At 35.3% G+C, this 25,938-nt stretch carries 26 protein-coding genes and 5 pseudogenes; 23 read left to right on the top strand and 8 right to left on the bottom strand.

What is annotated here, in order from left to right; translation table 11 throughout:
- Positions 1 to 344: 344 nt before the first annotated feature.
- From ACEWFJ_RS14710 to ACEWFJ_RS14695, 4 genes and pseudogenes are all read left to right on the top strand, one after another.
- A pseudogene (locus tag ACEWFJ_RS14710) lies at positions 345 to 1,723 on the top strand (sigma-54 interaction domain-containing protein).
- A gap of 246 nt (positions 1,724 to 1,969) precedes the next feature.
- A complete protein-coding gene (gene kamA / locus ACEWFJ_RS14705) occupies positions 1,970 to 3,388 on the top strand; it encodes a lysine 2,3-aminomutase (RefSeq protein ID WP_473689060.1) in 1,419 nt (472 codons plus the stop codon).
- Entirely contained in the window at positions 3,385 to 3,657 is a 273-nt protein-coding gene (locus tag ACEWFJ_RS14700) for a YokU family protein (protein WP_429718602.1), read from the top strand. Before kamA ends, ACEWFJ_RS14700 begins: the two co-directional genes overlap by 4 nt.
- Positions 3,658 to 3,730: 73 nt before the next feature.
- Complete coding sequence (locus ACEWFJ_RS14695) at positions 3,731 to 3,946, top strand: YozE family protein (protein ID WP_098307280.1); 216 nt, start codon at positions 3,731 to 3,733, stop codon at positions 3,944 to 3,946.
- A gap of 215 nt (positions 3,947 to 4,161) precedes the next feature.
- Here ACEWFJ_RS14695 and ACEWFJ_RS14690 read toward each other — a convergent pair whose 3' ends face one another.
- Positions 4,162 to 4,374 (bottom strand): DUF6366 family protein, encoded by a 213-nt coding sequence (locus ACEWFJ_RS14690; protein WP_473689059.1) that lies wholly within the window; start codon positions 4,372 to 4,374, stop codon positions 4,162 to 4,164.
- Between the two features lie 635 nt (positions 4,375 to 5,009).
- On the opposite strand from ACEWFJ_RS14690, the gene ACEWFJ_RS14685 reads away from it, so the two are divergent.
- The 3 genes from ACEWFJ_RS14685 to ACEWFJ_RS14675 all read left to right on the top strand — a co-directional run bounded on the left by ACEWFJ_RS14685 (position 5,010) and on the right by ACEWFJ_RS14675 (position 8,357).
- Positions 5,010 to 6,485, top strand: coding sequence for a recombinase family protein (locus ACEWFJ_RS14685; RefSeq protein ID WP_473689058.1), 1,476 nt, complete (start codon positions 5,010 to 5,012; stop codon positions 6,483 to 6,485).
- 942 nt (positions 6,486 to 7,427) lie between these two features.
- Positions 7,428 to 7,571 carry a hypothetical protein gene (locus ACEWFJ_RS14680; RefSeq protein ID WP_176524538.1) on the top strand — a complete coding sequence of 48 codons (144 nt, stop codon included), beginning with the start codon at positions 7,428 to 7,430 and terminating at the stop codon, positions 7,569 to 7,571.
- A gap of 213 nt (positions 7,572 to 7,784) precedes the next feature.
- On the top strand, positions 7,785 to 8,357 hold the full coding sequence (locus ACEWFJ_RS14675) for a hypothetical protein (RefSeq protein ID WP_098307286.1): 573 nt from the start codon (positions 7,785 to 7,787) through the stop codon (positions 8,355 to 8,357).
- A gap of 1 nt (position 8,358) precedes the next feature.
- Here ACEWFJ_RS14675 and ACEWFJ_RS14670 read toward each other — a convergent pair whose 3' ends face one another.
- Positions 8,359 to 8,514, bottom strand: a complete 156-nt coding sequence (locus ACEWFJ_RS14670) for a DUF3930 family protein (protein WP_473689057.1) — start codon at positions 8,512 to 8,514, stop codon at positions 8,359 to 8,361.
- Between the two features lie 154 nt (positions 8,515 to 8,668).
- Here ACEWFJ_RS14670 and ACEWFJ_RS14665 point away from each other — a divergent pair, with 154 nt between their 5' ends.
- The 5 genes and pseudogenes from ACEWFJ_RS14665 to ACEWFJ_RS14645 all read left to right on the top strand — a co-directional run bounded on the left by ACEWFJ_RS14665 (position 8,669) and on the right by ACEWFJ_RS14645 (position 11,556).
- A complete protein-coding gene (locus tag ACEWFJ_RS14665; RefSeq protein WP_098307290.1) occupies positions 8,669 to 8,848 on the top strand; it encodes a YozD family protein in 180 nt (59 codons plus the stop codon).
- A 234-nt stretch (positions 8,849 to 9,082) separates the two neighbouring features.
- Complete coding sequence (locus ACEWFJ_RS14660) at positions 9,083 to 9,286, top strand: hypothetical protein (RefSeq protein WP_473689056.1); 204 nt, start codon at positions 9,083 to 9,085, stop codon at positions 9,284 to 9,286.
- The gene (locus ACEWFJ_RS14655; protein ID WP_473689055.1) at positions 9,273 to 10,091 is read left to right on the top strand and encodes a serine/threonine protein kinase; all 819 of its coding nucleotides are present in this window, start codon (positions 9,273 to 9,275) and stop codon (positions 10,089 to 10,091) included. Before ACEWFJ_RS14660 ends, ACEWFJ_RS14655 begins: the two co-directional genes overlap by 14 nt.
- Positions 10,073 to 10,831, top strand: coding sequence for a sporulation protein (locus tag ACEWFJ_RS14650; RefSeq protein WP_098307296.1), 759 nt, complete (start codon positions 10,073 to 10,075; stop codon positions 10,829 to 10,831). Before ACEWFJ_RS14655 ends, ACEWFJ_RS14650 begins: the two co-directional genes overlap by 19 nt.
- 72 nt (positions 10,832 to 10,903) lie before the next feature.
- A pseudogene (locus tag ACEWFJ_RS14645) lies at positions 10,904 to 11,556 on the top strand (phosphatase PAP2 family protein).
- Positions 11,557 to 11,607: 51 nt separating this feature from the next.
- Here the strand turns inward: ACEWFJ_RS14645 and ACEWFJ_RS14640 are convergent.
- The 3 genes and pseudogenes from ACEWFJ_RS14640 to ACEWFJ_RS14630 form a co-directional block, all read right to left on the bottom strand.
- Positions 11,608 to 12,489: a cation diffusion facilitator family transporter gene (locus tag ACEWFJ_RS14640; protein WP_473689054.1), complete on the bottom strand. Its 882-nt coding sequence runs from the start codon at positions 12,487 to 12,489 to the stop codon at positions 11,608 to 11,610.
- Between the two features lie 210 nt (positions 12,490 to 12,699).
- The gene (locus ACEWFJ_RS14635; RefSeq protein ID WP_098307302.1) at positions 12,700 to 13,014 is read right to left on the bottom strand and encodes a thioredoxin family protein; all 315 of its coding nucleotides are present in this window, start codon (positions 13,012 to 13,014) and stop codon (positions 12,700 to 12,702) included.
- Positions 13,015 to 13,098: 84 nt separating this feature from the next.
- Positions 13,099 to 13,477, bottom strand: a pseudogene (locus ACEWFJ_RS14630) (tyrosine-type recombinase/integrase).
- Positions 13,478 to 13,644: 167 nt separating this feature from the next.
- Between ACEWFJ_RS14630 and ACEWFJ_RS14625 the strand changes: the two are divergent.
- The 3 genes and pseudogenes from ACEWFJ_RS14625 to ACEWFJ_RS14615 all read left to right on the top strand — a co-directional run bounded on the left by ACEWFJ_RS14625 (position 13,645) and on the right by ACEWFJ_RS14615 (position 14,725).
- Entirely contained in the window at positions 13,645 to 13,821 is a 177-nt protein-coding gene (locus ACEWFJ_RS14625; RefSeq protein WP_473689053.1) for a hypothetical protein, read from the top strand.
- 9 nt (positions 13,822 to 13,830) lie between these two features.
- Positions 13,831 to 14,220 (top strand): hypothetical protein, encoded by a 390-nt coding sequence (locus ACEWFJ_RS14620; protein ID WP_473689052.1) that lies wholly within the window; start codon positions 13,831 to 13,833, stop codon positions 14,218 to 14,220.
- Between the two features lie 258 nt (positions 14,221 to 14,478).
- A pseudogene (locus ACEWFJ_RS14615) lies at positions 14,479 to 14,725 on the top strand (DUF3947 family protein).
- A gap of 247 nt (positions 14,726 to 14,972) precedes the next feature.
- Here ACEWFJ_RS14615 and ACEWFJ_RS14610 read toward each other — a convergent pair.
- Both ACEWFJ_RS14610 and ACEWFJ_RS14605 read right to left on the bottom strand, forming a co-directional pair.
- Positions 14,973 to 15,188, bottom strand: coding sequence for a spore germination protein (locus ACEWFJ_RS14610; protein ID WP_429709856.1), 216 nt, complete (start codon positions 15,186 to 15,188; stop codon positions 14,973 to 14,975).
- Between the two features lie 185 nt (positions 15,189 to 15,373).
- On the bottom strand, positions 15,374 to 15,487 hold the full coding sequence (locus ACEWFJ_RS14605) for a YjcZ family sporulation protein (RefSeq protein ID WP_473689051.1): 114 nt from the start codon (positions 15,485 to 15,487) through the stop codon (positions 15,374 to 15,376).
- Positions 15,488 to 16,013: 526 nt separating this feature from the next.
- Between ACEWFJ_RS14605 and ACEWFJ_RS14600 the strand changes: the two genes are divergently transcribed.
- From ACEWFJ_RS14600 to ACEWFJ_RS14590, 3 genes are all read left to right on the top strand, one after another.
- The gene (locus ACEWFJ_RS14600) at positions 16,014 to 16,304 is read left to right on the top strand and encodes an ArpU family phage packaging/lysis transcriptional regulator (protein ID WP_473689050.1); all 291 of its coding nucleotides are present in this window, start codon (positions 16,014 to 16,016) and stop codon (positions 16,302 to 16,304) included.
- A gap of 727 nt (positions 16,305 to 17,031) precedes the next feature.
- Positions 17,032 to 17,211, top strand: coding sequence for a hypothetical protein (locus tag ACEWFJ_RS14595; protein ID WP_098307310.1), 180 nt, complete (start codon positions 17,032 to 17,034; stop codon positions 17,209 to 17,211).
- Between the two features lie 530 nt (positions 17,212 to 17,741).
- Positions 17,742 to 18,566, top strand: coding sequence for a GH25 family lysozyme (locus ACEWFJ_RS14590; protein WP_473689049.1), 825 nt, complete (start codon positions 17,742 to 17,744; stop codon positions 18,564 to 18,566).
- Between the two features lie 151 nt (positions 18,567 to 18,717).
- Here the strand turns inward: ACEWFJ_RS14590 and ACEWFJ_RS14585 are convergent, their stop codons facing one another.
- Entirely contained in the window at positions 18,718 to 19,362 is a 645-nt protein-coding gene (locus ACEWFJ_RS14585; protein WP_473692517.1) for a cupin domain-containing protein, read from the bottom strand.
- A gap of 386 nt (positions 19,363 to 19,748) precedes the next feature.
- On the opposite strand from ACEWFJ_RS14585, the pseudogene ACEWFJ_RS14580 reads away from it, so the two are divergent.
- The 5 genes and pseudogenes from ACEWFJ_RS14580 to prpB all read left to right on the top strand — a co-directional run bounded on the left by ACEWFJ_RS14580 (position 19,749) and on the right by prpB (position 25,777).
- Positions 19,749 to 21,064, top strand: a pseudogene (locus ACEWFJ_RS14580) (MFS transporter).
- Positions 21,065 to 21,202: 138 nt separating this feature from the next.
- Entirely contained in the window at positions 21,203 to 21,511 is a 309-nt protein-coding gene (locus tag ACEWFJ_RS14575) for a magnetosome magnetite crystal formation protein family (RefSeq protein WP_473689048.1), read from the top strand.
- Positions 21,512 to 22,257: 746 nt separating this feature from the next.
- Positions 22,258 to 23,316, top strand: coding sequence for a citrate synthase (gene mmgD / locus ACEWFJ_RS14570; protein WP_473692515.1), 1,059 nt, complete (start codon positions 22,258 to 22,260; stop codon positions 23,314 to 23,316).
- 98 nt (positions 23,317 to 23,414) lie between these two features.
- A complete protein-coding gene (gene prpD, locus ACEWFJ_RS14565) occupies positions 23,415 to 24,851 on the top strand; it encodes a 2-methylcitrate dehydratase (protein ID WP_429718585.1) in 1,437 nt (478 codons plus the stop codon).
- Positions 24,852 to 24,868: 17 nt separating this feature from the next.
- Entirely contained in the window at positions 24,869 to 25,777 is a 909-nt protein-coding gene (gene prpB, locus ACEWFJ_RS14560) for a methylisocitrate lyase (RefSeq protein ID WP_429720653.1), read from the top strand.
- Positions 25,778 to 25,938 lie beyond the last annotated feature (161 nt).

The raw sequence follows: 25,938 nt of genomic DNA, 5'->3' as shown, positions 1-25,938 counted from the left end.
TTGGGGGAAGTTTCACTTTATCCCGCATTAACGGGCAGTAGAACCCCCACCTCAAGATTGTGAGGAATCTGAAGAAGCTAGGTGGGGGATAACTGCCCGTAAAAGCCCGATTGGTTCAACTAACCATCGGTGGGGGATGAAAAAACCCCCACCGATGGAAGTTTCACTTTATCTCGTATTTAATAGACATTACAGAATAGAAATAAAGGTTCGTAAAGAATCAATTTATTCAACTTCCATAAGTTAGGGATGAAAAGCCCTTGCTGATGGGAGTTTCATTTTACTGGTAGGTGCTAAAAATTCGGCACGATATTGCTGATTTTTTAGCAAAGGAGGGAAATGCGTTGCTGGCGATTTCAACACAAGAAGTGATTGAAGCAATTTTAAGTAGTATTGATGAAGCTATTCATGCAGTAGATGAAAATGGAGTTACGATTTTTTATAACACAGTAGCAGCAAAACATGACGGATCAAATGTAGAAGATGTACTTGGTAAGTATTTATTGGAAGCGTTTCCTTCATTAACGCCAGAAACGAGTACATTACTAAAGGTACTGCAAATGAAAAAGCCAATCCTACATCAAGTGCAGCGATATCAAAATCAAGGTGGGAAAGATGTTTATACGGTAAATACAACGCTTCCGATTTTTATAGAAGGGCGCATTGCTGGCGCTGTTGAGATTGCAAAAGATTACTCTACCATTCAAAAGCTGACAGAAAGTATTGCTGATTTGCAGTCAAAAATGAGGCGATCACCAGAGAAAAAACACAGCAGAGGCATATAGCATTTGATACGATTATAACGAATGATAAGCGCTTTTTGCAGACGAAACAGCTTGCACACAAGGTTGCTACCACTAATGCGAACGTACTCATTTACGGTGAAACAGGAACGGGAAAAGAGCTGTTTGTTCAAGCGATACATGAAGCTTCGAAAAGAAGAAATAATCCATTTATCGCTCAAAACTGCGCTGCTTTGCCAGAATCATTACTTGAAAGTTTACTGTTTGGAACAACAAAAGGTAGTTATACAGGTGCCATAGAACGCGCAGGGTTATTTGAGCTTGCGGATGGTGGTACGTTATTTTTAGATGAATTAAATTCGATGCCTTTAGATTTACAAGCAAAAATGCTTCGGGTATTGGAAGATGGTGTCATTCGCCGCATCGGTGATAACAAAACAAGAAAGGTTGATGTACGCGTTATTACAGCAATGAATCAGCCGCCGGATGAGTGCCTTCGTGAAAATAAAATTCGTACGGATTTATATTATCGATTAAATGTGTTTTCTTTATTTATTCCACCGCTTCGCGAGAGAAAAGAAGATATTTTATTGTTAGTCCCGCACTTTCTGAAGGCTTATAACATGGAATATACAAAGCATGTGATCGATATAGATGAAGATGCGAAAAAGCAATTGCTTCAGTATCATTGGCCAGGTAATGTGCGTGAATTAAAGCATATGATAGAACATGCGGTCATTGTTACAGAAGGAAAAACACTCACGTTATCTTGTTTACCACGTTCGTTTCGAAAAGTGCCGCATCCGCAGAAAAAGCCGATATTACCGCTGCGGGAGGCGCTTCATGAAACGGAAAAAGAATTAATTGAACAAGCAATGTTAGAAACGAAAGGAAATGTTCTACAAGCTGCAAAGTTGTTAGGCATTCCAAGACAAACTTTGCAGTATAAATTAAATAAAAATGCGAAAGCTGCCGAATAATTGGCAGCTTTTGTGCATTTGCACCAATAAATGAGTGCTTACATATATAGAAAGTAAAGAAAATTCTGTTTTTTCTGCGAATTATTTTTATTTTGTTTCTGTATAAAATAATATTTTTATAGTAAAGAAACGTGTAATAGCAAGGTTGTACTAGTAGAGATAAATAAAAATTTAGATTTAATAGTTATAATTGGCATGATTATTGCTTTAATAAATAGCGAGCGTTTGAAAAAAAGGGGAATTGCAATGTTACACGACGTATATAAACCAGATCGTCATTGGAAAGAGATTGAATTATGGAAAGATGTTACAGAGGAACAATGGAATGATTGGATTTGGCAATTAACAAATACAATTAAAACATTAGATGATTTAAAGAAAGTTATCAATTTAACACCGGAAGAAGAAGAAGGTGTTAAAATTTCAACAAAAACAATCCCATTAAATATTACACCATACTATGCATCCCTTATGAATCCAGATGATCCGCGTTGTCCGATTCGTATGCAATCTGTACCGATTTCAGAGGAGTTATATAAAACGAAGTATGATTTAGAAGATCCGCTTCATGAAGATGAAGATTCACCAGTTCCAGGATTAACACATCGTTATCCAGACCGTGTTCTTTTCTTAGTAACAAACCAATGCTCTATGTATTGTCGCTATTGTACACGCCGTCGTTTTAGTGGACAAATTGGAATGGGTGTTCCGAAGAAACAATTAGACGATGCAATTGCGTATATTCGCGAAACGCCGCAAGTACGCGACGTCTTAATTTCTGGCGGTGATGGTCTTCTTATTAACGATAATATTGTAGAGTACATTTTAAAGAATTTACGTGCAATTCCGCATGTGGAAATTATCCGTATTGGAACGAGAGCTCCTGTTGTGTTTCCACAGCGTATTACAGAAAATCTTTGCAATATTCTTAAGAAATATCATCCAGTTTGGTTAAATACACACTTTAATACTTCTATTGAGATCACGGAAGAATCAAAACTTGCTTGTGAAATGCTTGCAAATGCAGGTGTGCCACTTGGTAACCAAGCTGTTATTTTAGCAGGTATTAATGATAGCGTACCGATTATGAAAAAATTGATGCATGATTTAGTAAAAATTCGCGTGCGTCCTTACTATATTTATCAATGTGACTTATCAGAAGGAATTGGTCATTTCCGCGCACCAGTTTCCAAAGGTCTTGAAATTATTGAAGGGTTACGTGGACATACGTCTGGTTATGCAGTTCCAACATTTGTTGTAGATGCACCGGGCGGCGGTGGTAAAATTGCCGTTCAGCCAAACTACATTATTTCACAAAGTGCTGATAAAGTTGTTCTTCGTAATTTTGAAGGTGTAATTACAACGTATCCAGAGCCAGAGAATTATGTGGCAGGCAGAGCGGAAGGATACTTTAAAGAAATTTATCCAACTTACGAAGAAAAACGTTCTGATGTTGGAATCGCAGGGCTGATGAGCGATAAGAAGTTTAATCTTGTACCAGAAGGTTTGCAGCGTATGAATCGTCGTAAAGATTACGAAACAAGTACAGAACATGCTTCATTAAAAGATAAACGTGATAAGCGTGACCAGTTGAAGGATAAAAAATATCAAGCGCAAATGACGAAATTAAATGAGAGTACAAAAACTGAGGGAGATGCAGTATGAGATGTATGTGGTGTGAAGGTGAGGAAGCAATTGAAAGTGTAAACACTGTATACTGGGAATTACCAGATGGAACAAAAACAGTTGCAATTGAAGAAACACCTTGTATCGCATGTCAAAATTGCGGAATGCATTATCAATCAGAGGATATTGTGAAAGAAATTGAAGATCATCTCTTTTTGATTTATACGAAAGATTTGCCAAAACAAGTTACTTATACAGAGCTTATGGAGCGTCCACGTTTACTAAAGCGAAATTATTTTGATTTTTAACCGGCATTTTTATGCTGGTTTTTTCTTGTTTGCCTTGTATAATGTAGCCAAGTTAGAAAGGCAGGGAATATTGTTGAAAAAGTCATTTTATCACTATATGATGAAGCACCGTGCTTCTTTACTGAAAGATGAACTATCAGACTTGGCAGAAACAATGTATGAGGACCATAGTTTTCCAAAACAATCGGAGGATTATGATGAGATTAGTTCATATTTGGAATTAAGCGGTTCACTAGAAAGCATGGCCATTTTTGATCGTGCATGGGAATTATATATGCAAGAACGATAGAGTGAAAGGTCTATCCATAGGCCATTTTATCACTAATCATTTTCAATTTGTGTTATGTACACTCCAATAGCGGAGTGTATTTTTTTATCCCGCATTAATGGGCAGTAAGACCCCCACCTAAAGAAAGTAAAGTGAATTTTAGGAATTTTAAATATTATATTTTGGGTATACTACTTAATTAAGTAATCATCTAACTTCTAACGAACCTTCCCCTTTTAACGAAAAATGCAATTGTATATAATAAAGCCTAAAACTAACACTAAAATTAATAAACCTGTACCTTTCCAACCCATACCACCAGATAAATCAACTAAATTACCATTTTCTTCTCTTTTTAATCCTTCATTAAGAGAACCTGTAGGGTTATTTTTTAATTCGCTTTGTCTTAAGCGTTCTCTTTTTTCTTTTGGTGTTTCTTTTGAACCCATGTAATAATCACCTCTAAAATTAATTCATACTTTACTTATTTATACCACTATTATACAGAGAAATAGGAAAATAGAATTTATGGATTCAAATTCTAATCCAATACCATCGTTTTAAATGATTTTATTATTCGTGAAATGTATGCCTCTTTTTTGAGGGAGCTATTTATTCTTAAAAATCCTACATATGTTACATCATCCTTTTGTCAGAAAATAAAAAATGACCTTTTACGGATAAAGGAAGAGGTCATTTTAATCAAAATTTATTATAAAACAATAATAGGTGGAGGATAACTACCCGTAAAAGCCCGATTGGTGAGGGCTTTCCATCAGTGGGGGATGGAGAACCCCCACTGATGGAAGTTTCACTTTATAAAAAAATATTCAATTATACAAACTCATGTGATAAGCGTTTTCGTAGTGAGCCGCATATACTGTTAGCGTCACATACTTAAAATCACGACTTTAAAAGGAGAGAGAAAAATGACGAGAAAAAAGCAGCCCAAATATAATATAGGAGATATAGTCGTGATTACGTTATATGGTACAGTCGGTAAAGTCACAAATATTAATTTTCTATTTTTATTCGTTTAATAATGTGGAATCATTCCCAATACATAGACTAAGAGGTGAAGTCAATGGGATTAGCCGCAATTTATTTACGTTTATCCAGAAACGAAGAGCAACTAAACATAGATGAAATTTTATCTAACCATAGAAATGCTCTAACGAAGCTTGCAAAACAGCAGAAATTAACTTACGACATTTATCAAGAAATTTCAAGCGGAGTTAATACTGACAGACCTCAATTGAATTTACTATTAAGCAGATTAGATGATTATGACGCTCTCCTTGTAATGGACATAGACAGAATTTCTCGTGATAACGCTCATGCTGAAGAAATTAAGAAAATGTTGATTCTCCATGACATCAAAATTTTGACTCCTCAAGGTGCAATTGACTTGTCACAGGAAAGCAATGAAATGCTGTTCTCCTTTCAAGCGATGATGGCAAACTTTGAATATAAACAAATTCGTAAACGTTTGGGAAGAGGACGATTAGCAGCAGCAGAACAAGGGAAATGGACGATGTCAAATCAAATTCCTTTGGGATACAAGAAGAATGAAGAAAAACGATTAGAGATAGTTGAAGATGAAGCTAAAATCATTCGCTTTATCTTTCAAAAGACATTAGAACGAGTTAGTGCTAACGAAATTGCAAAACAGTTAGATACTTTCGGATGGAGAAGCAGAAAGGGTAAAGTTCTCACATCAGCACATGTTAGTCAAATCAGAAGAAACGTCGTTTATTATGGAGTTGTTCAAGCGTGCAGACGAGTTAACGGTAGGGTGGTTGATGAAGTATTTGTTGAAAATGCTCATGAACCGATTATAAGCAAGCAAACATTTTTAGAATTGCAGGAGATATTGGCAGAAAATACGACTGGTAATTTCTTTAACAAAGCGAAATCTATAAGAAAACTTCAAGGCTTAATTTACTGTAATTGCTGTAAAAGGAAAAGATATATTCAATGTGATGGAAATGATGTGGATTATATAAAATCATGTATCTATAAAGTTGATAATAATAAATGTAGGGATCGAGGATTCAAATATAATCCAATTGAGAAATTTGTATTACAAAAGGTTAAAGAAATGAAACCAGCTTTTGAACAAGAGCTGAAAATGTTGAAATCTCTTGATACGACAGAGATAGAAAAGAAACTATTAATTCAAAGAGAGTCTTTAGAGAAACAAATAGATAGATTTAATAAACGTCAACGGAATCTTAAAGAAATGCGGATGGATGGAGAGATTACGAGAACTGAGTTTTATGAAATGCGTGAAGAAAACGAAGAACAAATCAAACAAGTTAAGCAACAAATAGAGCTTATTGATATTAGACTGGAGAATTTATCTAATACGGATGAAGAACAGGAAAGATTGCAAGATGCTATTAAAAAATTAGATAAATTAGAAGAGCTTAAAGCAGAATCATGTAATACTTTTTTGAAGAAATTTATAAAAAAGATATGGTTCAGTAGTAATACAGAAGCAAATTATGATACGACAAGACCGAGAGAAGCAGCTACAATAGAAATTGAGTGGTTATAAATTGATAAGATTTCGGAATGGTTCTTAGAAAACTTTAGAGATTCACTGTTGAATTATATAATGTGGAGAGTGCAGCACTGAGTATTAAGGACGTTTTAAGACTTATCTTAGTCCAAAATAAGTAAAGGGCTCTATCGAAATTGATAGAACCCTTTGGTTAAAACCTCATTTATTATCTCTCACATTATTAATCATATACAGTTTATTCCAATTTATAAGCGATTTTAGGTGAAATTACCGAAAGTTACCAATTAATCCAAACTCTGTTGAAGTAAAAAGGATTCTTCTTTACGAATAACCCTCGAAAATTACTTCTTCTTTTTCTCTTCACCTTTTTCTATATTCCATTCGTCGCCCCAATAAATTGAAATACCATCTCTATCTTGCATGCTTACCTCTTCTGTATCATTCAATTCATCAATGTTTTGGTTTTTTCTTGATGCTGACTCTTTTTGGAATTATTCCACTTATTAGTAGGCATATTCATTTCTCCTCTTTAATTTAATAATTACTACATACACCGGTATTATTTCTGTTTTATGAAATCTTATACCGTTTTATCATATCTAGTGAGAAGACACCAACCTCAAGCGCGAAGCGGTAGGTGGGGGAGTTCAATGTTTAGTAGACATTAGGTCTTCGGTATTAAAGAAACCGCTCAAACTCAGTTGAAGTTAATTATGTCATATAATATTTAGTGAAATGAATAAAAGATATTTTATATTGGTTGAAAGGATGAAATAGGAGGAAAAAGCCTTAATTAAATCAGGTGATCTTAAAAACTAAACAATAGATTACAAGTAAGCTTCTCTACGAGAGGCTTATTTTTTATGTTTTTTAGTTCTTGATTTACATTTTCCATTCTCTCGATCGAAAACCGATAGGGACAAAGAACACAGACAAAATGTCTCGCATATCATATCGGCAGAGGTGAGAAGCATCATGAATTTTAAATACAAAGAAATTGGGAAATTTGATGCTCGTAAAGCAGCAAAAGCTCTCCTTGAATTGGCACAAGAAATTAAACTAGAAGATGAACAAGAACGTAAAAGTGAAGATAAAAATGATAATGAGAAAGTAAGTTGAACCCGTACATATTCTGTGTGTACGGGTTTTCTTTTATGTTTTATAATTATATTAAGGAGTGATACGGGTAAAGATGAATGAATATTCTGCTGATTCAGAGGGTATAAAGAAGATGCTGGAGCTCTATTCAAAATTAAAGGATACGGATATCTTCAAGGAGTTTTAAGAAGAAAAAATCGAGCCAATAAAAGTAGAAAAATTATAAATATAAAAATGCTAGATGGTGTTTATGTATATGAAGTGAACAATCACGATGGATTTTACGTAGAACATACATTGCAGCTTGTGACAGAACAAGAGGTGAAAGATGGAGAATTAGAATGGATTGAACTGCGCTATAAATTTACATTTGGCGATCTTGTTCAAGTAACAGGCTATGAAAAAGATGTATTCCGCGTTGTTGGATACCGGACGGAAGTATGGCGTTATAAAAATGATGCTTGGGAAGACACGATTTATGAATTATCACGTATTACTGATGGTGAGTGGCTAGAAGCGGATGAATCAGATTTGACGCTTATTGCGAATGCACAAACAGCAAATGCAATTTTAAAGAGGTTAAAGCAAGATAAGGCGGGAATGAATAAGCTTGATCTAGGTAAATTAAAGTCTATTAATAACTCGAAAAAAGTAAGTATAAAAACGAATCGAAAAGAAATTATCGACGGTTTATTAGATATTTTTAATGATTACAGAACATTATATGAAACATTTCAAGATGAAGAATATAAGATTGTGATGGAAGTTGTACGTAACTATTTAATCAAATTATCTGAGAAAAAATAATCTAGAAAGAGAGAAGGAATTGAAAGAGAATATAAGCTGTATATGGTATGCCTACAATCGTTAAAAATATAATAAATATAGAAATAAGCTTGTCCACCCATTCATCATCATGTATGAACTCTTCGTTTGCATGCGTCATTTCTTCTTTATATTTCATTGCGTTTTCCTCCCTTATATAGCTTGTACTACATCCTATGCAAAAGTTTCTCTGCATATAACCTACATATCTAGTATGAAAAGAAAAATGTTTTTCTATTCTTATACATAATTTCTATTTTTCTTCATAAAACAGAATTAAAGGGGTGGTGCTCATGAAGGAAATAGAAGTCGTGATTGATACGGAAGAAATTGCGGAATTTTTTTATGAGCAATTAATTGTGAGAGGGTATGTACCAAAGCGTGAAGAAATTGAAGATCTTGCAGATATTGCGTTCGATTATTTGTTAGAAAAATGTATGATTGATGAAATATTTGATGAAGATGATGAATGAAAGTAACGACGGGACAGACTCGTCGTTTTTTATATCGTATATGGCTTGTCCATGCTTATCCCGCTATTCGTGGGCAGTAAGACCCTCACTTTAAGATTCTGAGAAAAGTGAAGACGATAGGTGAGGGATGAAGAACCCCCACACTGATGGAAGTTTCACTTTATAAAACAGCTATAACTATATCGTGTTGTATTTGGTATAATAAAAGTGAAAATTTTTTGAAGAGGTGAAGAGATGATCAAAAAAATTATTGATTCTTTACTAGGAAATAAGCATAAGCATCGCTCTTACTCCAGTAGTGATTCTCATCATAGACATCGTTCTTATTCTAGTAGCGATTATCACAAGCGTCGCCCATCTCATGAATATGGGCATCACCATTATAAAAGAAAACATAAAAGCCATAGTTTTTCTCTAGTAGCTGATGACTTTTCGTAAAATATTGACATGGTTTGATCGACCGCTGTCCATTAATACTATCGTTGTACAGCGGTATCAAATTAAGAGTATTCTTGGTATGGGAAGTTATGGTTTTACATATCTTGTTACTGACATGCTGTCTGGTGAGAACAAAGTATTAAAACAGCTTCGAAAAAGTAAACAGAGGTATGCATCAGGAAGGGAATCGTTCACATACGAACAAGCCATTTTACAGCAGTTAGAGCACCATGCGATTCCTCGTTTCTTTCATAGTTTTATATGGAGAAAAGAACCATTTTTTGTGATGGAAGAAATGTGTGGGAAAACATTTGAGGATTTTATTTTTCGAGATGGAGAAATGTATACAGAGAAAGAAACTTTTCTTATTTTATATAAAGTGCTTCATATTGTTTCCTATTTTCATAGTCAAGGTATCGTTCATCGTGATTTACGAATTCCTAACATTTTAATGAGAGATGATGATATATCTATCATTGATTTTGGATTAGCTCGATTTATTGGTGAACATGATGAACGTGCTCAATCTTATAAAGGTGAACAAGCGTATATGCGTGAAATTCATTATCGTAGTGATTTTTATGCCTTAGGTCATTTTGTTTTGTTTTTGTTGTATTCTAGTTATGAATCTTCAAAAGAAGAGCAGCCTTGGTATAAAGAATTAACATTATCAGTAAATAGTTGTGATGTAATCATGCGGATGCTGCAAATGAAAGAACCGTATTATGAAAATGTACAAGAATTAATAGAAGATGTACGTTGTATTATAGAAAGGATGGGGAATACATGTTCCAAAAGTTTTTAGCAAGTGTTGGTATTGGTAGTGCAAAAGTTGATACTGTGTTAACACAAGAGGAGTGGCTCATTGGGGAAGAAATTACAGGGGTTGTACATATTACTGGTGGATCGGTAGAACAAGAAATTGATAGTATTTATTTAACGTTATCGACTACATATATTCGTGAAGTGGATGATAAAAAAATGAGTTCAACATATGATTTAAAGAAAGTTCGTTTAACAACTCCAATTACAATTGGAATAAACGAAAAACGAGAAATCCCATTTTCTTTTCCAATGCCGATTGAAGTACCGTTAACATTTGGTATGAAAACCGTTTGGGTACATACTGGTCTAGATATTAAACGCAGTATTGACCCGAGTGACCGTGATTATATTCAAGTACTTCCAAATATATTGTTAAAAAGTGTGTTAGATGCAGTCCAAAATCTTGGATTTCGTCTTCGTCAAGCAGAATGTGAAGAACTTCCATATCGTTTGCGTGATCACGTACCATTTGCACAAGAATTTGAATTTGTTCCTGTATCTGGACAATATTACGGAAAGCTCGATGAATTAGAGATGCTTATCATACCGCGCTCGTACGATAGTCTAGAAATTGTGATGGAAGTAGATCGAAAAGCACGAGGCCTTGCTGGATTATTTGCTGAAGCTCTAGAGATGGACGAAAAAGTTTTACGTTTCACAGTAAAGCGTGAAGACATTCCAACAATGCAGCAAAAAATTAACAATTATATTTCTCGATAATGCATGCATAAAAAAGAAGTGGAGAGGGAAAATAAAACATCCCCTCCATTTCTATATAGTGAGGTTATGCAGATGAAGAGATATCGACATTTATATACGTTACTATTTGTTTTGCTCATTTGTTTTATCGTGTTGTCTTTTTCTTATCAAACACCTTTCATTGATCAGTTTGATAATGCAGTGAGTAATTATATACAAAGCTTTCGTAATGAATATCTTACTTCTTACTTTATATGGATGTCTTATATTGGATCGAAAAAGGTATATTTTCCTGTATTGTTTATTCTGCTTATGTATTTCTTGATTCGAAGACGATATATGACAGCGATCTTGTTAATGATAAATTTTTACGGTTCGCGCTATATGAACTATATGTTAAAACTATGGTATGAACGACCAAGGCCTGATATATCACAACTTGTTACTGCGACAGGTTACAGCTTTCCGAGCGGACATTCGATGAATGCTGTTGCATTTCTTGGGTTTATTGCATATATTACGATTACCGAACACCGCCTACAATTACATCAAAAAATATTACTTATTTTCATTTCCTGTTTTCTTATTTTTTCAATTTCTATCAGTCGTATATATTTAGGTGTACATTATCCTTCTGATATTTTAGCAGGTTGGGCTGCTGGGGAAGTTGGCTTGTTTTGTGTATCATGTTTCATCAAACATTTATCCCGCACTCAGCGGATAGCAAACCTTCTGTATCAAGATAGTAAGCAATCGCAGGATGGAATGATGAAAGCTTCACTTTATGCAAAAAGAACCTATGTGAGCATAGGTTCTTTTTGCATTGGTTCCACATGAATGTGTGTGTACCAAATATTGTGATTGTGGTGCAACTTTTTTTCAATTTCATCGGTAATACGATGACTTTCACTTACATCCATGTGTGCATCTACTTCAATTGTAATATCAACATAAGTTTTATTTCCATACATTCGTGCTCGAATGTCCACAATGTGTTCGACGCCTGCAATTGTTTTTACTGTTTCAATGTATTTTTCCATATTGTCCGGGTCAATACCGTCTGTTAGCATATGCGATGCTTCTTTAAAGATGTCCCATGCAGTTTTACAAATAATCATACCAACGATAAGTGCTGCAATTGGATCAAGAAGAGGCATCTGAAACTGTGACCCCAAAATACCAACAACTGCCCCAAGACTTACGAGAACATCAGATAAATTATCCTTCGCTGCAGCTTCTAGAGCTTTACTTTTTGTTTGCTTTGCAATTTTGCGATTATATATGTATACGCTATACATAACAGCGGCACAAAATAAAGCAACCCAAGCTGCAAGTAAATTGGGTGTCGTTTGTTCTTCTTTGAAAAAGGATTGAACAGCATTCACAATAACTTCTAATCCGACAGTCATCATGATAAAGGACGCGACGAGTGAAGCGATTTGTTCAGCTCGTGAATGACCATATGGGTGATCAAGATCACGAGGCTTTCGAGAAATTTTTAATCCAATTAAAACAGCTAGTGATGCTCCAATATCGGTTAAATTATTAAGACCATCTGCACGTAGTGCGCTAGAAACAGTTATGTAGCTTATTACAATTTTAATGGTTGATAAAAAAATATATGCAGCAATGCTTAGCATTGCCCCTTTATCAGCAGCTTTGTTAGAAAGTGAATCCATGTTTTTCACTCACCTTTCCTTCAAAGATTCTCTATGTATAAGCGTACCAAATGAAAGTCGTGTGGGTCTATACAAACATTGTTGTGTACTTTTAGCTTTTTAAGGAAGAGAGAACATTGTTTCATGAGGGCAAAAAAGTTCGCTCATAAAAAAGACAGAAAAAAGCGCTTAGATATACCTAAGCGCTTTTTGTATGCTATTTATACCATTTTAATATACTTCTAAAAACTCAGTAACTTGCTCTTCTGTCTTTGCATTTGCACTATGTAAATGTCCAAGTTTTTCACCGTTTTGATACACTAATAAACTTGGGATTCCCATTACTTGATATTCCTCAGCGATACTTGGGAACTCATCTTTATTAATAGAATACCATTCAAATTTATTGAACTCTTCCATTACATCATCGATAAAGTTATCCATACGTACACAATCTGGGCACCATGTTGTGAAGAACTTAACGACTACTGGATTTTCCTTTGCGATAAGATCGCGAAACTCTTGTTCAGATTTGATTTCTTTCATGTTTTTGACTCCTCTCAATGTTACACGAATTTGTTATTTTTTAGGTGGTAATTTCGTTGAAAAGTCAAAACTTCTAACGAAATTTTAACGAACGTTTTTTTCGAATAATTCGTTTGCAAATTGGTCCGTCCACCGCAGTTTCTTGAAGACTTGGCACAATGTGAGAGTAGGTATCCAATGTGGTCCTATTCTTTTATGTCCTAATCGATCACTTACAATCTTCGGATGAATACCTTGTTTGAGCATGAATGTTGTGTGAGTGTGCCGAAGATTATTGAAGCGAATATCAGGGACTTCACTTTTCTTTATAAGCTTTTTCTACAAATGTGTCAAACTTTTGAAATTGCAGGGATGCCTGTTAGATGTGGAACAGATTAATTCGAAGTCATTATATTCCACTACTATAGCGTTCTTTGTCCGTATTAATTCGGCCAAGTTGTTCTTCTAGAGCATGTAATGTAATTTCAGGAAGAACAATTAATCGTTTTCCGGAAGAAGTCTTAGGTTCATGAAATTCTTTTATAACATGAGAAAGAGTTGGTTGCAGAAACAAAACTTCGTCTGTAGGTAGAAGAATATACAGAATTTTATCAGAAGCAATTCCGTGATCTCGAGGAAGATTATAATTCCTTGAAAAATGAGTTTAACGCCATCACTGAAAAAGATTTTGAACAGCGGGCGGAAATCAAGAAGTTACACGAGCAGATTCAAATATTACATACCGAACTGGAAAATGAGTGCTCAATCCGTCTTGAATTTCAAGGTAAGTCAAAAGCATTAGGGATGGCTCTCAAAGCTGTCTTGTAGGTGACCATCATGAAACTGACAAAAGAGGAACGTACAAAACTCACATACGAAATTGGAGACATTATTGAGCAGAAATGTAGACGATGCGTATATAACAAATCATCTGAAGAAAGTTTTAATGTCACTGTTTGTCCTACTTGCCCAACTGGCGTGGAATTACTCCAGTTGGGGCGGTATTTTGATTCTGGAGAGAGAAATCGACGTGGCACAAAGAAGAATACGCCAGCAGGATTGACGCCGGAATTTGTTCGGAAGTTGAATGAGCAAGGCATTCCAGATATAGAGATTAGCATTATGTTTGACCGTAGCGGCTCGTATGTTTCGAAATTAAAGAGGCAATGGCAGAAGGAAGGTCTTTGGGTGGGAACGACAAAGACGTGGAATCGTGGGGCGAAGTAGTACCAATTTTGAATTTTATATAAAAGGAGAATGAAAGAAATGAAAAAGAAATCTCTTGATGATATGACACTTGAGGAACTATGGGAAGAAATCGAAAAAGAAGGTGGAATTCAGATTGATTCTGAAAGCTAAAACTAAACAAAAGCGTTATTTGGTAGGGAGGTAACGAATTAGATAATTCGTTTTACTTAACACTTTCCAAAATTAATCTTCATAACATATTTTGTAGTCACTTATACGAAAGTGAGTTGAATAATAATGTTTTATCCTTATCTTAACAACCAAATGAGAATTCCTGCTGGGTATGGTGCTAGTGTAACGTCTAGTGGAGCGCAAAGTACAATTCAAGCTGTTCAACAAACATTACAAGCACAGCAACAGGCGCAACAAATGCAACAAAGTATGCAACCTTATTATCCATTGCAATATTATTACCCAATCGCATATTACACAATATGGAATATCTTTTTCAACGATTCCGTATGGAACTGAATACAATTTATAGTAAATAATAATAAAAAATAATAGCTGTTTAATGGAAACTTATTCATGTCAGTAAAATTTGATCCGTTTGAGGATTATCGTAATGAAGGAAAATGAAAGTGGTACAAGTTCAATAAAAAGAGCAGCTAGTAAAAGCTAACTGCTCTACAAAAGAAATATGGTGTCGCTTCGCTAAAATTAGCTGAAACTAGCTGTAGTATAAACGGGATTTGAAATATTATGCAGTGGAGAGAAAAGGATAAATAATTTTAGGCTGTTCCAATTTGATTTTGATCAGCTACATCTGAATCAAATGTATTCGTACCGCTTACACCGTTAAAGGTATTAAGAACAAAAGCAACGTTAGATGAACCGGATCCGTTATAAGCTTTCGTATTTTCTTTCGGAGATACATTATAGAAGTCTCCTAAGTTAAAAGAACCGTTACTATTTTGAACGACTAAGTTCCCAACAACAGACGGCATATTTTCACCTACTTTATCAGGGATTGCTTAAATCACTATATGATTCATTCTTCGAAAGGGTTCGACTGCAATTTATTCATAGAATTGCGAAGGGATTAAAACAAAAATTTCATTTTGTAGTGAAGTAAGGGGAAAGTACTGGACAAATAAATAAAGACACTCGAATTGAGTGCCTTCTCTTAGCATCAGCAGCCAAATCCACCTCCAAAACAACTACAACCGATTATGATTAATAAGATAAATAACACAATCAGTAAGGCGAAGCCGCTGCCGAAGCCACCACAACCAGCAAAACCCATGAACAATTCCTCCTTTTGGTGAGGAAAAAAACTATGAGGGCTGTTGTTATAGACATTCCAGCGGATTTACATTACATTATGTGACGTGGATCTAAAGAGTGCATGTATGTAAAGAAAGTTAATTTAGCAGCTCTAATTACAATTTGAAGAAGTTGCATTGAAAAGAGCAGCTAGCAAAAGTTAACTGCTTGTCTCCAAGGGGAAACCGGAGAAAAATTATTTAAATTAGGGCTGATTCCAAAAAAGTGAAACACTAACAAAATATAAAGTTATTAAAAGAACAGATCCTATAAGAATTCCTATGAGAACACCTAAAAAAATCTTTGTCCATAAATTTTTCATAAATAGACCTCCTTTATGAAGAATATTAACATCTATCTAAAATTTGAACAAAATAATCCTTTGGGTAGAAACTATACTGAACGGAGGGGAAGTGTATCATATGGAACAAATGTCATTCTTCGAAGACATCGATATAAGAGAGGTGCGCAAACGTGTAGTGAAGGAATAAAAAAACTATAAAGCATTGCGTGTTCGGGAGCAGAATAGACAAGAACGGAATGCGGCAGGATACGCTGTTCTTTTTCCAAAAATGAAAGATGATCAAATTCATGAGATTAAATTTAAACAAATTGAACGGGCATTGCAGAACTCATTAGATGAAGACCAGCGTGAGATTATCGAGATGAAGTACCTGGTCGATAAGAAAGTGAAAGACACGTATGTATACAATGAACTGATGATAAAACGCGATGACTTTTATGATAAAAAGAGAACTGCGATTCGACTAATTGCAACTGCGCTAGAGATTATTTGATAATACGCTATACAAAATTGAATTTTAGCGTTTTGCGCTGTTTATACAGAATGGATATGATGAGGGTGCTAGTCATTACTTTCGCTTTGGCTCTGGTTCTGCCTTATGGCAGGGCTTTTTTTGTGAAATATAAGATAAAAAGCAAGTTCTATATGACTTGCTTTTTCTCAAAAACAATAGCGAATAAACTAAACAGTTGTTTCTAAAGCTTGTATAATAGGTTCGAAATTTAGTGACATGTTTTGTTACCTTTCTATTAATTATTTGTTTATTTGTATAATACAATAATAATTGATTTATCTAAATACTTCTGACAAAATGGGGGATATTTTTGGGGACATTTTCGGGGATTTTTCAAAATAGAATCGATATTACGCTATACCTATACAGTTCTTTGAAAAAAGAATACTGATGGGGATAGCGTTGCCCTGTTATCAAAATGTTACCGGAGAACGGGCGGTAGGAACCCGCGATTAAGGTGGTAAGATTCCCTTACTTGAATTATTGAAGTTAATTAAAACAAATTAAGACATATTCTAGTGTGGCGAGTGTGAAAATAATCGCATTCGTCATACTGTTTTACATCTCATTAAGCATAGTTACACCAATGCGATGTTTAAAAGATGTAAAACCACCATCTCGGAATGACTTGCAACATTTCCTTTCGTTCTGATGAATATTTCTTTTAGTCGAAATGCAAATTAAATTAATGAAAGGAGTGGGATGGATGATTAAACAACAAGGTTATGATGAGTTAAAACTTCATGAAGGAGAAACATTGACTAAAGCTTTATTGAAGTTGAATGAGGATACTCGTCGAGAGTCTGAAGCGCAATACGTTGAGATTCATCAAGTTGTACCTCATGGAAATCATCGTTTTACAGTAATACTTAATATATATAAGTGATAAAATTAAAAAGGCATCCATAACGGGTGCTTTTTTATTTTGTCTTGTAATTCTTACTTTTAATATTTATTGCACTAGATACCCAAACGTAAAGGCATGCTAATGTTAATAGTGCGCGTATCCAGCTTAGGTCATTGTCTATAATAATCTTTGAAATGAATAGAACTGCATTAAAAACAAACAAAGGAAAAAAGAGAATTATATCCCGTTTTAAAGATTTTAAACTTTGCATATTATTCACCTCTAATATGATATTACATTGAGGGATATAGAACAGCAATATTATTATGCCAAATTATAGCGTGGTGTTTTATATATATAAAGAACTGCAATTGAAGTAGAAAAGTAGTGTGAGAGGAGGAGAAATATATTGAATGGAACAGCTTACAAAGTATGATGTGTCCTGATGAGAAAAAGAAGAACAAAATGAAGCAGGATATACTGAGATAGTGATAAAACGAGAAGGATTTGCTGTTGTTTTATATGAGACAAGCTATCGAGTACAATAATCCAAAAGGAGAAAATAAATCATGGGATATATCATAGATATTTCAAAATGGAATGAAAATATAAATTGGGATATAGCTGCCCAGCACATTGATTTAGCAATCTGCCGTGTGCAGTATGGTTCCCGAAAAATAGACGAGAGATATACAGACCATGTGGAACATTTAGAAGCACGAGGTATTCTCCATGGAGCTTATGCTTACGGATGCTATGTATCTGTGGCAGATGCTATTGTAGAGGCGAAAGATTTTATGAACCGAGTAAGCCTAAATGCTAAATTTCTAGTTCTAGATGTTGAGAATGATACTTTAACAAGCTGCGGAGCTGCTAATCTAGCAGAAGCGTCGCAGATCTTTATTGATACATGTAAGGAGGCTGGATGGAAGGTAGGGTTATATGTATCGCACTATATGTACGGATCTTACGGATTACAAAATGTGAATGCAGATTTCATATGGTTACCTCGTTATGGAACAAATGACGGAACACCACAGATAAAACCTGATTATGCGTGTGACTTGTGGCAATACAGTGATAATGGTTATGTTGAAGGGATTGGGAAAGTTGATGTGAACCTATTAACAGGGGACAAGCCGTTAGAATGGTTTATAGGCACAGAGTCCTATCGTATTTATGTAGGGGATTTCGATTCTGTTGAGTGGACTGCAGATGTATTGAGAAAAATTAAAGAAATATTACCAGGATATGGTGTTGGGGTACAGTGTCTAGATGATGGAAATCACCGCATTGCAGTTGGTGATTTTAATTCAAAAACATGGTGCGATGAGACATTTGCGAAGTTGAATGCAGTGTATCCGGGGTATGGAATGTGGATTTCAGAAATGTAATGAGAAAAGCTGGCTCATGAGAGTCAGCTTTTTTTACTTACATTATTATTGTGCTTATAAAAAGTATAAAGAAATTGGACAACTAACAGTTAAGTATGGTGTGTTTGCAAAAGTATACATCTAAAATGGAATTTAAAGGTAGTTTGTCATATCAATATCCCCAATATTGATATGGAATTTGTGATTGATAATAATATGATGGATGTTGGGCATGTGTTTGATTTTGGTTAGGTATATGATGAATTGTATTTCGATGTTGACATTGATTGCAGTCTTTTGGAGGACCAATTACAGTAGTAGATTGAATAGGAGATACTGCTTGCTTCCATTGTTGTTCATCAAGACAATAAATATGGGCCATTACGTTGGATGGAGTTAATCTTAAAATATCTGATCCAAAAATAACTTCTGGAGTAGGAGCATTAAAAATGGCTAATAAATGTGTATTGTCTACAGTGGCAATTTCATAATGCCACCAACCTTGCGGTACATTAGTAACTTGACCTGGCTTTATAGGGAAATTAAGAATTTGATTCGTAAATGGGTTAAGTAAGGAAACGATAGCTGCACCAGAAATACAATAAACGAGTTCAGCGGCATTTTGGTGTACATGAGGCTCTACAACATTATCCGCGCTTAAAAAAATGTCTAGTAAAGATGTATTATCTAATGTATTTAATTGTTTAATCCCTAACACGTTTATATAATTTTGCGCATCCTTTGTGAAAAAATTACTTTTACTTACATCTTGAGCGAATTGGATAGAAGGAGAGGTGTAATTTATATAAGAAGTCATCACTTTTCCTGCCTTTCTGTTTTGAAATATGTCTAGGTATATGGAATATGTGCAGCAGTCTGTGTAACCTTAAATTTAAAACAAGGAACAAAATTGGATCGTTTTTTTAGAATTGTAAATATAAAGGAGAAATAAAATAGCAGAAAAATTGATTAAAGTGAAATGAATATTAGTGGGTATTGAAGTAATATGGTAAATTGTTATTATTGGAATTTTCTGTTCAATAAATAAGTGTAAAAAATGTGAGGTTAGGAGAATTAATTTGAGACAATTTAGCTTGTGTTCTGAAACTGAGAGATTAGTATTGATACCTTATCGGAAAGAAGACTTTAACAATTGGCTTATACAATTTGCAAAGTCAGTTCCTAGGAAAGGTGGCCTGAGTGATGCTACATAAAGTTGATGATTCAAAAGCTTTAGAAAATCAACCGGCTTGGTTACAAAGTTACATTGATTCTCCAGAAAAGCAACGACAGTTATATCAACGGACGTTGATTATAGTTGTCATTTCACAAATTTTCGGTGGTGCAGGACTTGCAGCAGGCGTAACCGTCGGAGCACTTCTTGCACAAGACATGCTAGGTACAGATAGTTTTGCAGGGGTTCCGGCTGCGTTGTTCACTTTGGGTTCTGCTGGGGCAGCGCTACTTGTAGGGCGACTCTCTCAGCGTTTTGGACGACGTTTCGGACTCGCGACAGGATTTTTGACTGGCGGTATCGGCGCAATCGGAGTGGTGGTTTCAGCATTAACTAATAATCTTGTACTTCTTTTTGCTTCACTACTAATCTATGGGGCTGGAACTGCTACAAATTTACAAGCACGCTATGCAGGTACAGACCTAGCAAATTCTACACAGCGAGCAACAGCAATCAGCATTGCAATGGTGTCAACCACTTTAGGTGCTGTCGCAGGGCCAAATTTGGTTGATGTAATGGGTCGATTCGCAATAATGATTAAAGTTCCTGCTCTAGCCGGTCCGTTCATTCTAGCAGCTGCAGCCTATATCCTTGCCGGTTTGGTACTTCTAGCTCTACTTCGTCCAGACCCTCTCGTTGTTGCGAAAGCAATTGCAGATGTGCAGAGAACGGACGGGAGTAATCTTTCAGATGAGAGATCTAGTAACTTAGCAATAAAAAAACGAGGAATCGTTGTTGGTGCCACAATCATGGTCTTAACTCAAATTGTCATGGTTTCAATTATGACAATGACACCTGTACATATGGGACATCATGGACATAGTTTGAAAGAGGTAGGACTGGTAATTGGTTTTCATATAGGTGCAATGTACTTACCATCTCTTATGACTGGTATCCTCGTAGATAAGATTGGACGTACTGCAATGGCAATCGCTTCTGGTGCCACTCTACTTGCTGCCGGTGTTTTGGCAGCTGTTGCACCTGCTGATTCCATGTTAGTACTCATCATCGCGCTCGCTTTGCTTGGGCTTGGTTGGAACTTTGGCTTGATTAGCGGCACTGCGCTCATCGTGGATGCAACTACTCCGTCCAATCGCGCAAAGACGCAAGGATCTGTTGATGTCTTGATTGCTTTGGCGGGGGCATCAGGGGAGCACTATCGGGCATGGTCGTAGCTCATTCCAGTTACGCAACACTTTCATTTGCCGGAGGTATCCTTTCATTACTGCTTATCCCAGTCATTGTCTGGTCTCGTGGTAATCAAAAGAGGGCTAATAGAAGCTAATATTGGTTTAAAGTCGGAGTAAATTATCCAACTTTTGAATGAATATAAATCAGTCTCAAGATTCATTCACATATTTTAGAATAAAATGTAAAATATTACATAATGAAGAAAATGCGAATGAAAAGGAGTAATTTTTAAATGGAGCATAAAGGACTGAAAATATTTATTCATGCTAGTACTTGGTTTGCACCTGTATTAGTTCCGTTTATTATATTTCTTGTTAGTTCTGATCGAGAAATTAAAAGTTTATCATTACAAGCAGTCATATTTCATTTTGTAATAGGTGTATTAATTGCTATTTCAGTATTTTTTTCTTGGGTATTAATTGGAATTCCGTTCTTAATTATTTTTGGATTAGTAGCTTTAATTACTCCAATCATCGGAATCGTTCGTGCGCTAAAAGAGCGACCTTTTCAATATCCGATTGTTGGAGCATGGTTGAAATAGAATTAATAAGTATAAATGTGTGAAAAGGATAGCGTGTTGCTATCTTTTTTTTATTGAAAATCATCTTGTGGGAGGTGAGTGACGCCGCTACTGAAAATTTAAATTCATTATCATAAAAAACAGAATAAAAATGATAATAAGTATATTAATAAAATTAATAGTTAGAATATTTAAAAATACTGAAAGTAAAATAAATTGTAATTATTAGAAGAGTCTGATATATTTAAGTAGAAAAAGTAATAGATGTAAAACTGGTGAGGATATAGTGTTCGTTCTAGCTTCTTAAAAGGGAAGTTGCGCTATTTGGATGCTATGAGGCCCTTGCCTGGTTTAGTACACACCAAAGTCTATGTGAATAGGAGGTGTTAAGTGCGAAGGTAGAAAATATGTTTTATAGTATCTCTTCGTATAGTAACAGCTTCTTGAAAAGCTATTTGTTATTGTCGAAGTTCATTAATAAGTATGAAGCTATGAGAAATTCTCTGTTTGGAATGGCCACTTAAATTCTTACAAGACTACTATTATGAACAATCTAAACATAGAAAAATCTTGTATGCTGCTTACCACGTATTCTTTATTAGTGGATGAAGTAACTAGAAGAGAATACTAAGGGAAATATATTTGTGCAATCTTGGAAAGGCTTACAGAATTGTAAATGAAGATCTATTTGGATGGGAGGAAGATAAAATGGGAGCAGAAAAAAATTTTTTCCAGGACTTGATGGGGTAGTTGCAGCAGAGACGAAGATTTCTTTTCTTGATACACAAAAAGGAGAAATCGTTATTCAAGGGTATGATCTGATTGAGTTATCCAAAACGAAAAGTTATTTAGATATTGTTCATCTTTTATTAGAGGAGAAACTTCCTAATTCAGATGAAAAAGCGGCATTAGAAGAAACGCTAAAGCATGAATATGAAGTTCCTACTGGTGTTTTTGATGTTTTAAAAGCATTGCCAAAACAAACGCATCCGATGGACGGGTTACGCACGGGAATTTCAGCACTCTCTGGTTATGATAATGAAATTGATGATCGCTCATTAGATGTGAATAAAAAACGTGCTTATAAATTGTTAAGTAAAGTGCCGAATATAGTAGCTAACAGTTATCGAATTTTGAATAATGAAGAACCGATTGAACCAATTCAAGAGTTATCTTATAGTGCGAACTTCTTCCATATGCTTACGGGCAAGAAGCCTTCTGAATTAGAAGAAAAAATATTTGATAAATCACTTGTTCTGTATAGTGAACATGAGATGCCTAATTCTACTTTTACGGCTAGAGTAATCGCGTCGACACAATCAGATTTATACGGTGCCTTAACCGGAGCAGTTGCTTCTTTAAAAGGTAATTTACATGGAGGCGCAAATGAGGCAGTAATGTACATGCTGCTAGAAGCGGGTACTGTTGAGAAATTTGAAGAATTACTGCAAAAGAAACTGTATAACAAAGAAAAAATCATGGGATTTGGACATCGCGTCTACATGAAAAAGATAGATCCTAGAGCGCTTATGATGAAAGAAGCATTAAAACAGTTATGTGATGTGAAAGGCGATTATACATTATATGAAATGTGTGAAGCTGGAGAAAAGATTATGGAGAAGGAAAAAGGAATCTATCCAAACTTAGATTATTATGCTGCTCCAGTCTATTGGATGTTAGGTATTCCAATTCAACTGTATACACCAATCTTTTTCAGTTCAAGAACGGTAGGCTTATGTGCGCATGTGATTGAGCAACATACAAATAATCGATTGTTCCGCCCACGTGTAAATTATATCGGCGAGCGACATGTGCTTAGCAAATAAAAACAACTGGGGAGTTGTTAAGGCCGCCCGCCATGTGGGTGTTTGACCGACACCCATTCTTAATAATAACGAATTTTCAACAGAAAGGGAAGGATAGCGTGATTAAAACAAATGAAATTAAACAAAAAGATGCAATTTTAGAAGAGATTACGGATTATGTATTAAATGATGAGATTACAAGTTCAGAAGCATTCAGTACAGCGCGCTATGTGTTACTTGATACGCTTGGATGTGGAATTTTAGCACTGCAATATCCAGAGTGTACGAAATTACTAGGACCAGTTGTACCAGGAACAATTGTGCCAAATGGTACACGTGTACCGGGAACATCATTTGTACTTGATCCAGTACGTGGTGCGTTTAATATTGGGTGTATGATTCGCTGGCTAGATTATAACGATACATGGCTTGCAGCAGAATGGGGACATCCGTCTGATAATTTAGGTGGCATTTTAGCTGTTGCAGATTATGTGAGCCGCGTCCGTATTTCAGAAGGAAAAGAACCATTAAAAGTACGAGATGTACTTGAAATGATGATTAAAGCACATGAAATCCAAGGTGTACTTGCATTAGAAAATAGTTTAAACCGTGTTGGTCTTGACCATGTGTTATACGTAAAAGTAGCGACAACAGCAGTTGTTACTAAAATGCTTGGTGGCACGCGTGAAGAAATCTTTAACGCATTGTCTCATGCATGGATTGATAACTCTAGTCTTCGTACATATCGTCATGCTCCAAATACAGGTTCACGTAAGTCATGGGCAGCTGGGGATGCAACAAGCCGTGGTGTTCATCTTGCACTTACTGCATTAAAAGGTGAAATGGGTTATCCAACAGCATTATCTGCACCAGGATGGGGATTCCAAGATGTATTGTTTAACAAGCAAGAACTAAAATTAGCAAGACCTTTAGATTCTTATGTAATGGAAAATGTATTGTTTAAAGTATCATATCCAGCAGAATTCCATGCTCAAACGGCTGCAGAATGTGCAGTGAAATTACATCCACAAGTGATAGAACGATTAGATGAAATTGACCGTATTACAATTACGACACATGAATCAGCAGTTCGTATTATTGATAAAGAGGGTCCATTAAATAACCCAGCTGACCGCGATCATTGCTTGCAATACATTACTGCAATTGGTTTATTAAAAGGTGATATTGTTGCAGATGATTATGAGGATGAAGTAGCTTCTGACCCTCGCGTAGATGAATTACGAAATAAGATGGTTGTTGTTGAAAATAAACAATACAGTTTAGATTACCTTGATCCGAACAAGCGCTCAATCGCCAACGCTGTTCAAATTCATTTTAAAGATGGTACAGTAACAGAAAACGTAGAATGTGAATATCCATTAGGTCACCGTTTCCGTAGAGACGAAGCGATTCCAAAGGTTGTTCAAAAGTTCTCTGCAAATATGGCTGTTCATTATTCTAATAAACAACAAGAAAAAATTCATGAAGCTTGTTTGAATGAAGAAAAATTAGAAAATATGAATGTAAATGAATTTGTAGATCTTTTCTTAATTTAAGTATAGGGGGAATAAGAATGGCTTGGGTTGTAAATAAACAGTCAACACAAGAAGAACTTGCCAATCGATTCCGAGCTTTAGTAGAATCACCTGAAATCTTGCAAATTCCTGGTGCACATGATGCGATGGCTGCTCTTGTTGCAAAAAATACTGGATTTTCAGCTCTTTATTTATCAGGAGCTGCTTATACAGCAAGTAAGGGTTTACCAGATTTAGGTATTGTAACATCTACTGAAGTAGCTGAAAGAGCAAGAGAACTTGTGAGAGCAACGGATTTACCTCTTCTTGTCGATATTGATACAGGATTTGGTGGAGTGTTAAATGTAGCGAGAACTGCTGTAGAAATGGTGGAAGCAAATGTAGCCGCTGTCCAAATTGAAGATCAGCAACTTCCTAAAAAGTGTGGACATCTCAATGGGAAAAAACTTGTTTCCATTGAAGAAATGCAACAAAAAATTAAAGTTATAAAAGAAGTAGCACCATCGATGGTTGTTGTAGCTCGTACGGATGCTCGTGCAGTTGAAGGGTTAGATGCGTCGATTGAGAGAGCAATTGCTTACATAGAAGCAGGTGCAGATGCTATTTTCCCAGAAGCTTTGCAGTCAGAAGAAGAGTTTCGTTTATTTACAAAGAAAGTAACAGTACCTTTACTTGCTAATATGACCGAATTTGGAAAAACACCGTATTATACTGCTGAAGAGTTTGCCAATATCGGTTATCAAATGGTCATATATCCAGTGACGTCTCTTCGCGTAGCAGCAAAAGCTTATGAGCGTATTTTTCACCTCATAAAAGAGGAAGGATCGCAAAAAGAAGGGCTTTCTGATATGCAAACAAGAAGTGAATTGTATGAAACAATTTCGTACCATGATTTTGAAGAGTTAGATAAGGGAATTGCAAAAACCGTCTTATCTGATGGGCAATAAATAAAATAAGAAAGCGATGATACACATCTTTAGCAAAAACACCTGCTTGATGTGAAATGAATCATCGCTTTTTTTCATATTAACGGATAGTAAGAATGAGATTGATAAAAGTTTTTGGACGAAAAAGAAACGAAATCCTCGTTTATGTAGTTGCATTTTAT

The organism is Bacillus sp. EA-CB0995, from assembly GCF_055814245.1.
This window is presented reverse-complemented; position numbering and strand designations above follow the sequence as displayed.

What these genes read in the sequence shown, in the direction of transcription:
- ACEWFJ_RS14575 (WP_473689048.1), top strand. Translation starts at nt 21,203, where the DNA reads ATGGAGCATAAAGGACTGAAAATATTTATTCATGCTAGTACTTGGTTT.
- ACEWFJ_RS14690 (WP_473689059.1), bottom strand. Translation starts at nt 4,374, where the DNA reads ATGGGTTCAAAAGAAACACCAAAAGAAAAAAGAGAACGCTTAAGACAA.
- ACEWFJ_RS14670 (WP_473689057.1), bottom strand. Translation starts at nt 8,514, where the DNA reads ATGAAATATAAAGAAGAAATGACGCATGCAAACGAAGAGTTCATACAT.
- ACEWFJ_RS14680 (WP_176524538.1), top strand. Translation starts at nt 7,428, where the DNA reads ATGAATTTTAAATACAAAGAAATTGGGAAATTTGATGCTCGTAAAGCA.
- ACEWFJ_RS14640 (WP_473689054.1), bottom strand. Translation starts at nt 12,489, where the DNA reads ATGGATTCACTTTCTAACAAAGCTGCTGATAAAGGGGCAATGCTAAGC.
- prpB (WP_429720653.1), top strand. Translation starts at nt 24,869, where the DNA reads ATGGCTTGGGTTGTAAATAAACAGTCAACACAAGAAGAACTTGCCAAT.
- ACEWFJ_RS14590 (WP_473689049.1), top strand. Translation starts at nt 17,742, where the DNA reads ATGGGATATATCATAGATATTTCAAAATGGAATGAAAATATAAATTGG.
- ACEWFJ_RS14655 (WP_473689055.1), top strand. Translation starts at nt 9,273, where the DNA reads ATGACTTTTCGTAAAATATTGACATGGTTTGATCGACCGCTGTCCATT.
- ACEWFJ_RS14585 (WP_473692517.1), bottom strand. Translation starts at nt 19,362, where the DNA reads ATGACTTCTTATATAAATTACACCTCTCCTTCTATCCAATTCGCTCAA.
- ACEWFJ_RS14685 (WP_473689058.1), top strand. Translation starts at nt 5,010, where the DNA reads ATGGGATTAGCCGCAATTTATTTACGTTTATCCAGAAACGAAGAGCAA.
- kamA (WP_473689060.1), top strand. Translation starts at nt 1,970, where the DNA reads ATGTTACACGACGTATATAAACCAGATCGTCATTGGAAAGAGATTGAA.
- ACEWFJ_RS14665 (WP_098307290.1), top strand. Translation starts at nt 8,669, where the DNA reads ATGAAGGAAATAGAAGTCGTGATTGATACGGAAGAAATTGCGGAATTT.
- ACEWFJ_RS14610 (WP_429709856.1), bottom strand. Translation starts at nt 15,188, where the DNA reads ATGCCGTCTGTTGTTGGGAACTTAGTCGTTCAAAATAGTAACGGTTCT.
- ACEWFJ_RS14700 (WP_429718602.1), top strand. Translation starts at nt 3,385, where the DNA reads ATGAGATGTATGTGGTGTGAAGGTGAGGAAGCAATTGAAAGTGTAAAC.
- ACEWFJ_RS14635 (WP_098307302.1), bottom strand. Translation starts at nt 13,014, where the DNA reads ATGAAAGAAATCAAATCTGAACAAGAGTTTCGCGATCTTATCGCAAAG.
- ACEWFJ_RS14650 (WP_098307296.1), top strand. Translation starts at nt 10,073, where the DNA reads ATGTTCCAAAAGTTTTTAGCAAGTGTTGGTATTGGTAGTGCAAAAGTT.
- ACEWFJ_RS14620 (WP_473689052.1), top strand. Translation starts at nt 13,831, where the DNA reads ATGAAACTGACAAAAGAGGAACGTACAAAACTCACATACGAAATTGGA.
- ACEWFJ_RS14675 (WP_098307286.1), top strand. Translation starts at nt 7,785, where the DNA reads ATGCTAGATGGTGTTTATGTATATGAAGTGAACAATCACGATGGATTT.
- ACEWFJ_RS14605 (WP_473689051.1), bottom strand. Translation starts at nt 15,487, where the DNA reads ATGGGTTTTGCTGGTTGTGGTGGCTTCGGCAGCGGCTTCGCCTTACTG.
- ACEWFJ_RS14660 (WP_473689056.1), top strand. Translation starts at nt 9,083, where the DNA reads ATGATCAAAAAAATTATTGATTCTTTACTAGGAAATAAGCATAAGCAT.
- ACEWFJ_RS14595 (WP_098307310.1), top strand. Translation starts at nt 17,032, where the DNA reads ATGATTAAACAACAAGGTTATGATGAGTTAAAACTTCATGAAGGAGAA.